Genomic DNA, 5,664 nt, shown 5'->3' on the forward strand with positions numbered 1-5,664 from the left:
TCGATCTTCGGCACTTCCATCGCATTCTTGTAACCGAACTTCTCGGTCATCGCCTTGACGATCACATCGTCATAGCGCTTGCGCATGCGCGGGGTGTAATTGTCAGCCATTGATCGTCTCCCCGGACTTCACGGCCACGCGGACCTTCTTGCCGTCCCTGGTTTCAAAACGAACGCGCGTCGGCTTGCCGGTCTTGGGATCGGCGAGCGCAACCTTGCTTGCGAACAGCGGCGCTTCCTTGCGCTCCAGACCGCCCTGCGGGTTGGTCTGGCTCGGCTTGCGGTGGCGCGTGATGACATTGACGCCTGCGACGACGACCTTGCCGTCCTTCGGCAGGCTCTGCGTCACTTCGCCGGTCTTGCCCTTGTCCTTGCCGGACAGGATGACGACCGTGTCGCCCTTCTTGATCTTGTTCGCCATGGTCAGAGTACCTCCGGCGCCAGGCTGATGATCTTCATATAGCCGCGGCCGCGCAGTTCGCGGACGACGGGGCCGAAGATACGGGTGCCGATCGGCTCCTCGTTCTTGTTGACGAGCACGGCGGCGTTGCTGTCGAAACGGATCACCGAGCCATCGGCGCGGCGCACGTCCTTGGCGGTGCGGACGATGACGGCGCGATGCACGTCACCCTTCTTCACCTTGCCGCGCGGCTGCGCTTCCTTGATCGACACGACGATGACGTCGCCGACGCCGGCGGTGCGGCGCTTCGATCCGCCGAGCACCTTGATGCACTGGACGCGCTTGGCACCGCTGTTGTCAGCGACTTCCAATTGTGACTGCATCTGGATCATCGATGCATTTCCTTCTTGTTTGGCCTACCGGGCAATCCCGGCGGTTCCGTGAAACTCAGCTTCAGGCGTCAGCAGCGGTCTTGGGCTTGCTGTGGGTGTCGACCTTGTCGAGCACCTTCCACGTCTTCAGCTTCGAAATCGGCTTCGTTTCCTCGATACGGACGGTTTCGCCAGCCTTGATGGCGTTGTCCTCATCGTGGGCGTGATACTTTTTCGAGCGGCGGATGATCTTGCCGTACAGAGGGTGCTTCACCTTCCGTTCGACCTTCACCACGACGGTCTTGTCGCCCTTGTCGGACACCACCGTGCCGGTCAGAATGCGCTTCGGCATCGATAGTCTCCTTACTTCGCGGCCGAGCGCGCGCGCTCGGTCTGCTGCGTCTTGATGCGGGCGATCGAGCGCCGCACTTCCTTGACGCGCGAGGCCTTTTCAAGCTGGCCGGTGGCCGCCTGGAAGCGGAGGTTGAACGCCTCGCGCTTCAGTTCGCCAAGCTGTTCGGCGAGCTGGTCGTCGGTCTTGGCCTTGAAATCTTCGGTCTTGGCCATGTCCTTAACCCTCCAGGTGCGAGGTGTCGCCGAGGCGGGCAACGACCTTCGTCTTGATCGGCAGCTTCATCGCGGCGCGTTCGAACGCCAGCGCGGCCACGGGGCCGGGAACGCCGTCGAGTTCGAACAGGATGCGACCCGGCTTCACGCGCGCGGCCCAGAATTCCGGCGAACCCTTGCCCTTGCCCATACGGACTTCGGCAGGCTTCGACGAGACGGGGACGTCGGGGAAGATGCGGATCCAGAGGCGGCCCTGACGCTTGATCGCACGGCTGATCGCGCGGCGGGCCGCTTCGATCTGGCGCGCGGTGATGCGCTCGGGTTCCATCGCCTTCAGCCCGTAGGAGCCGAAGTTCAGCGCGGTACCGCCCTTGGCATTGCCATGGATGCGGCCCTTGAAGGCCTTGCGGAACTTGGTTTTTTTCGGTTGCAGCATGTCAGCAGTCCTTAGCGGCGATCTTCACGGGCCGGACGGACACCGGTCGTCTGCGCATCGAGCATCAGACGGTCGGTCGCCATCGGGTCGTGACCAAGGATCTCGCCCTTGAAAATCCAGACCTTGATGCCGCAAACCCCGTACGCGGTGTGCGCTTCGGCTTCGGCATAGTCGACATTGGCGCGCAGCGTGTGCAGCGGCACCCGGCCTTCGCGGTACCATTCGGTGCGCGCGATTTCCGCGCCGCCGAGACGGCCGGCGCAGTTGATGCGGATGCCCTCGGCGCCGAGACGCATCGCCGACTGAACGGCGCGCTTCATGGCTCGGCGGAACGCGACGCGGCGTTCGAGCTGGTCGGCGATACCCTGGCCGACGAGCTTGGCGTCGACTTCGGGCTTGCGGATTTCAACGATGTTCAGCGACACGTCGCTGTTCGTCAGTGCGCCGAGCTTCTTGCGAAGCTTTTCGATGTCCGCGCCCTTCTTGCCGATGATGACGCCCGGACGGGCGGCATAGATCGACACGCGGCACAGCTTCGCCGGACGCTCGATCACGACCTTCGAGATCGCGGCCTGCGGCAGGTGCTTGAACACGAACTTGCGGATCTTGAGATCCTCGACAAGCATGCGGCCATAGTCCTGGCCTTCGGCGAACCAGCGGCTGTCCCAGGTGCGGTTGACCTGCAGGCGCAGGCCGATCGGATTGCTCTTCTGGCCCATCTTACGCCTCTTCTTCCTGTTCGCGCACGACGATGCGGATGCGGCTGAACGGCTTGACGATCCGGGTCGACTTGCCGCGGCCACGCGCATGCCAGCGCTTCATCGAGAGCGACTTGCCGACGCTCGCTTCCTTGACGACGAGCGCATCGACGTCGAGGTTGTGGTTATTTTCCGCGTTGGCGACGGCGCTGGCGAGAACCTTGCGCACGTCGACGGCCATCGCCTTCTTCGAGAAAGCGAGGACGTTCATCGCGTCTTCGACCTTGCGGCCGCGGATCAGCGCGGCGACGAGGTTCAGCTTCTGCGCCGAGCCGCGAATCTGCGTGCCGACCGAGAGCGCCTCGTTATCCGCAACGCGGCGGGGGGACTTTTCCTTGCCCATTAGCGTTTGCCCTTCTTGTCAGCCGCGTGGCCGGGGAAGAAGCGCGTCGGCGCGAATTCACCCAGCTTCATGCCGACCATGTCTTCGTTGACCGACACCGGCACGAACTTGCGGCCGTTGTAGACGTTGAAGGTCAGCCCGACGAACTGCGGCAGGATGGTGGACCGGCGCGACCAGGTCTTGATCGGGGCAGAGCTGCCGCCGTCCTGGGCCGTTTCGGCTTTCTTGAGGAGATGGAGGTCCACGAACGGACCCTTCCAGACCGAGCGAGCCATGGCTTACCTCTTCTTCTTCGCGTGACGCGACCGGATGATCATCTTGTCGGTCGACTTGTTGTGACGGGTACGGGCACCCTTGGTCGGCTTGCCCCACGGGGTCACCGGATGACGGCCACCCGAGGTACGGCCTTCACCACCGCCGTGCGGGTGGTCGACCGGGTTCTTCGCGACGCCGCGGGTCAGCGGGCGCTTGCCCAGCCAACGGTTGCGGCCGGCCTTGCCCAGGTTGGTGTTCTGGTTGTCGGGGTTCGACACCGCACCGACCGTGCCCATGCACTCGCCACGGATATAACGCTGTTCGCCCGAACCGAGACGCACGATGACGAGACCGCGGTCACGACCGACAACCTGCGCATAGGTGCCAGCCGAACGGGCGATCTGGCCGCCCTTGCCCGGCTTCATCTCGATGTTGTGGACGATCGTGCCGACCGGCATCTGCGACAGTTCCATCGCATTGCCCGGCTTCACGTCGGTCTTCTTGCCCGCGACGATCGTGTCGCCGACGCCCAGGCGCTGCGGCGCGAGGATGTAGGCGAGCTCACCGTCTTCATATTTCACGAGCGCGATGAACGCCGTGCGGTTCGGGTCATATTCCAGACGCTCGACGGTGGCCGGCATGTCCCACTTGCGACGCTTGAAGTCGATGAAGCGGTACTTCTGCTTGTGGCCGCCGGCGATGCCGCGCGAGGTCACGTGACCCTTGTTGTTGCGGCCACCGGTCTTGCGCTTGCCTTCGGTCAGCGCCTTGACGGGCTTGCCCTTCCACAGCGACGACTTGTCGACGAGGATCAGGCCGCGCTGCGCGGGGCTGGTCGGATTATAGGATTTAAGTGCCATTTTCTCTGCCTCTTCCTACAATCAGACGCCCGTGGTGACGTCGATCGACTGGCCTTCGGCCAGGCGAACGATCGCCTTCTTCACGTCGCTGCGGGTGTAGGGCTTGCCCTTCCAGCGCTTGGTCTTGCCCTTGGTGACGAGCGTGTTCACGCTGAGCACCTTGACATCGAACAGCGCCTCGACGGCGGCCTTGATCGCGGGCTTGGTCGCGTCGTCCGCAACCTTGAACACGACGGCGTTGTTTTCGCTGAGCAACGTCGACTTTTCGGTGATCACCGGAGCGAGGATCACGTCATAGTGACGCGCGTCGATGGTCTTTGCCTTAGCCATTGCAGCGGGCCTCCAGCTTTTCGACCGCCGCGCGGGTCAGGACCAGCGTGTCGGCACGGATGATGTCATAGACGTTGGCACCGATGGCGGGCAGCGCGTCGACACCGATGAGGTTGGCCGAAGCCATTGCGAAGCTTTCGTGCACCGCGTCACCGTCGATGAAGAGCGCGCGGTTGCCGAGTTCAAGCTTGCCGAGCTTGCCGGCGAGCGCCTTGGTCTTCGCGTCCTTGAGCTCAAGCGTGTCGAGAACGACGAGCTTGCCGCCCTTCGCCTTGTCGCTCAAGGCCATCTTCAGGCCGAGGGTGCGGATCTTCTTGTTCAGCGAGTGGCCGAAGGTGCGGGCACGCGGGCCGTGCGCCTTGCCACCGCCGATGAAGATCGGCGCCTTGCGGTCGCCGTGACGTGCGGTACCGCCGCCCTTCTGGCGACCGAACTTCTTGCCGGTGCGCGACACATCGCTGCGTTCGCGGGCGGCGCGAGCCGGACCGCGGCGCTTTTCAAGCTGCCATGCAACGACGCGGTGCAGGATGTCGGCGCGGGCGTCGACGCCAAACACATCGTCGTTGAGATCGATGTCGGTGCCGGCCTTGCCGTCGAGGGTCTGAACCTTGACCTTCATGATCAGGACTCCTGTGCGCCGTCGGTGGCCGCGGTGTCGACGACGGTTTCTTCAACCGGCGTTTCGACCGGCGCGTCAACCGGGGCATCGTTGGTATTGGCCGCGCTCTTGACGCCCGCCGGATAGGGGGCCTCCGGGTGACGCGGCAGCTTCACCGCATCGCGGACGAGCAGCCAGCCGCCCTTCGAGCCAGGGACCGAGCCCTTGACGAAGAGAAGGCCGCGCTCGACGTCGGTGCGGACGATTTCGAGATTCTGCTGGGTGCGGTTGCGCGCGCCCATGTGGCCGGCCATCTTCTTGTTCTTGAAGACGCGGCCCGGATCCTGGCGGTTACCGGTCGAACCATGCGCACGGTGGCTGATCGAAACACCGTGGCTCGCGCGCATACCGCCGAAACCCCAGCGCTTCATCGCACCGGCAAAGCCCTTGCCCTGGGTCACGCCCTGGATGTCGACGATCTGGCCGGCAACGAAGTGGTCGGCCGACAGTTCGGCGCCGACGTCGAGCGTCGCGTCGTCGGCGACGCGGAATTCGACGAGCTTCGCCTTGGGTTCGACTTCGGCCTTGCCATAGGCGCCGCGCTGCGGCTTGGCGACGTTCTTCGCCTTGGCCGAGCCGGCACCGAGTTGAACGGCCACATAGCCGTCACGTTCTTTATCGCGCACGGAGACGACCTGGCAGCCTTCGAGGCTCAGGACGGTGACGGGCACGTGGCGGCCGTCGTCC

General features: G+C 64.2%; 12 protein-coding genes and 1 pseudogene. All 13 read right to left on the reverse strand.

Annotated features, from left to right (window positions below; all coding sequences use genetic code 11):
- Window positions 1–110: pseudogene (locus JHC57_RS20690) on the reverse strand (50S ribosomal protein L5); the annotation flags it as partial.
- Complete coding sequence (gene rplX, locus JHC57_RS20695) at window positions 103–420, reverse strand: 50S ribosomal protein L24 (RefSeq protein ID WP_294032475.1); 318 nt, start codon at window positions 418–420, stop codon at window positions 103–105. The pseudogene JHC57_RS20690 and the gene rplX, both read right to left, overlap by 8 nt.
- Window positions 421–422: 2 nt before the next feature.
- Complete coding sequence (gene rplN, locus JHC57_RS20700) at window positions 423–791, reverse strand: 50S ribosomal protein L14 (RefSeq protein ID WP_011543078.1); 369 nt, start codon at window positions 789–791, stop codon at window positions 423–425.
- Window positions 792–852: 61 nt separating this feature from the next.
- Window positions 853–1,122, reverse strand: coding sequence for a 30S ribosomal protein S17 (gene rpsQ / locus JHC57_RS20705; RefSeq protein WP_039578283.1), 270 nt, complete (start codon window positions 1,120–1,122; stop codon window positions 853–855).
- An 11-nt stretch (window positions 1,123–1,133) separates the two neighbouring features.
- Window positions 1,134–1,337 carry a 50S ribosomal protein L29 gene (gene rpmC, locus JHC57_RS20710; protein ID WP_037556372.1) on the reverse strand — a complete coding sequence of 68 codons (204 nt, stop codon included), beginning with the start codon at window positions 1,335–1,337 and terminating at the stop codon, window positions 1,134–1,136.
- Between the two features lie 4 nt (window positions 1,338–1,341).
- Window positions 1,342–1,773: a 50S ribosomal protein L16 gene (rplP, locus tag JHC57_RS20715; protein ID WP_294032476.1), complete on the reverse strand. Its 432-nt coding sequence runs from the start codon at window positions 1,771–1,773 to the stop codon at window positions 1,342–1,344.
- An 11-nt stretch (window positions 1,774–1,784) separates the two neighbouring features.
- Complete coding sequence (gene rpsC / locus JHC57_RS20720; protein WP_294032477.1) at window positions 1,785–2,492, reverse strand: 30S ribosomal protein S3; 708 nt, start codon at window positions 2,490–2,492, stop codon at window positions 1,785–1,787.
- 1 nt (window position 2,493) lies between these two features.
- Window positions 2,494–2,874 (reverse strand): 50S ribosomal protein L22, encoded by a 381-nt coding sequence (rplV, locus tag JHC57_RS20725; RefSeq protein WP_011543083.1) that lies wholly within the window; start codon window positions 2,872–2,874, stop codon window positions 2,494–2,496.
- Window positions 2,874–3,149, reverse strand: a complete 276-nt coding sequence (rpsS, locus tag JHC57_RS20730) for a 30S ribosomal protein S19 (protein ID WP_037556370.1) — start codon at window positions 3,147–3,149, stop codon at window positions 2,874–2,876. Before rpsS ends, rplV begins: the two co-directional genes overlap by 1 nt.
- Before the next feature lie 3 nt (window positions 3,150–3,152).
- Window positions 3,153–3,989: a 50S ribosomal protein L2 gene (gene rplB / locus JHC57_RS20735; protein WP_294032478.1), complete on the reverse strand. Its 837-nt coding sequence runs from the start codon at window positions 3,987–3,989 to the stop codon at window positions 3,153–3,155.
- Between the two features lie 21 nt (window positions 3,990–4,010).
- A complete protein-coding gene (locus JHC57_RS20740) occupies window positions 4,011–4,319 on the reverse strand; it encodes a 50S ribosomal protein L23 (RefSeq protein WP_294032479.1) in 309 nt (102 codons plus the stop codon).
- Entirely contained in the window at window positions 4,312–4,938 is a 627-nt protein-coding gene (rplD, locus tag JHC57_RS20745; RefSeq protein WP_062186277.1) for a 50S ribosomal protein L4, read from the reverse strand. Before rplD ends, JHC57_RS20740 begins: the two co-directional genes overlap by 8 nt.
- Before the next feature lie 2 nt (window positions 4,939–4,940).
- The coding region (gene rplC / locus JHC57_RS20750) for a 50S ribosomal protein L3 (protein ID WP_294032480.1) at window positions 4,941–5,664 on the reverse strand (724 nt) is incomplete at its 5' end.

Origin of the sequence: Sphingopyxis sp. (assembly GCF_016463645.1) — a bacterium.
Taxonomy (GTDB): Bacteria; Pseudomonadota; Alphaproteobacteria; order Sphingomonadales; family Sphingomonadaceae; genus Sphingopyxis.

Coding starts and splice junctions, on each gene's coding strand:
- rpsC (WP_294032477.1), bottom strand. CDS start 2,492: ATGGGCCAGAAGAGCAATCCGATCGGCCTGCGCCTGCAGGTCAACCGC.
- rplN (WP_011543078.1), bottom strand. CDS start 791: ATGATCCAGATGCAGTCACAATTGGAAGTCGCTGACAACAGCGGTGCC.
- rplB (WP_294032478.1), bottom strand. CDS start 3,989: ATGGCACTTAAATCCTATAATCCGACCAGCCCCGCGCAGCGCGGCCTG.
- JHC57_RS20740 (WP_294032479.1), bottom strand. CDS start 4,319: ATGGCTAAGGCAAAGACCATCGACGCGCGTCACTATGACGTGATCCTC.
- rpsS (WP_037556370.1), bottom strand. CDS start 3,149: ATGGCTCGCTCGGTCTGGAAGGGTCCGTTCGTGGACCTCCATCTCCTC.
- rplV (WP_011543083.1), bottom strand. CDS start 2,874: ATGGGCAAGGAAAAGTCCCCCCGCCGCGTTGCGGATAACGAGGCGCTC.
- rplX (WP_294032475.1), bottom strand. CDS start 420: ATGGCGAACAAGATCAAGAAGGGCGACACGGTCGTCATCCTGTCCGGC.
- rpmC (WP_037556372.1), bottom strand. CDS start 1,337: ATGGCCAAGACCGAAGATTTCAAGGCCAAGACCGACGACCAGCTCGCC.
- rplP (WP_294032476.1), bottom strand. CDS start 1,773: ATGCTGCAACCGAAAAAAACCAAGTTCCGCAAGGCCTTCAAGGGCCGC.
- rpsQ (WP_039578283.1), bottom strand. CDS start 1,122: ATGCCGAAGCGCATTCTGACCGGCACGGTGGTGTCCGACAAGGGCGAC.
- rplD (WP_062186277.1), bottom strand. CDS start 4,938: ATGAAGGTCAAGGTTCAGACCCTCGACGGCAAGGCCGGCACCGACATC.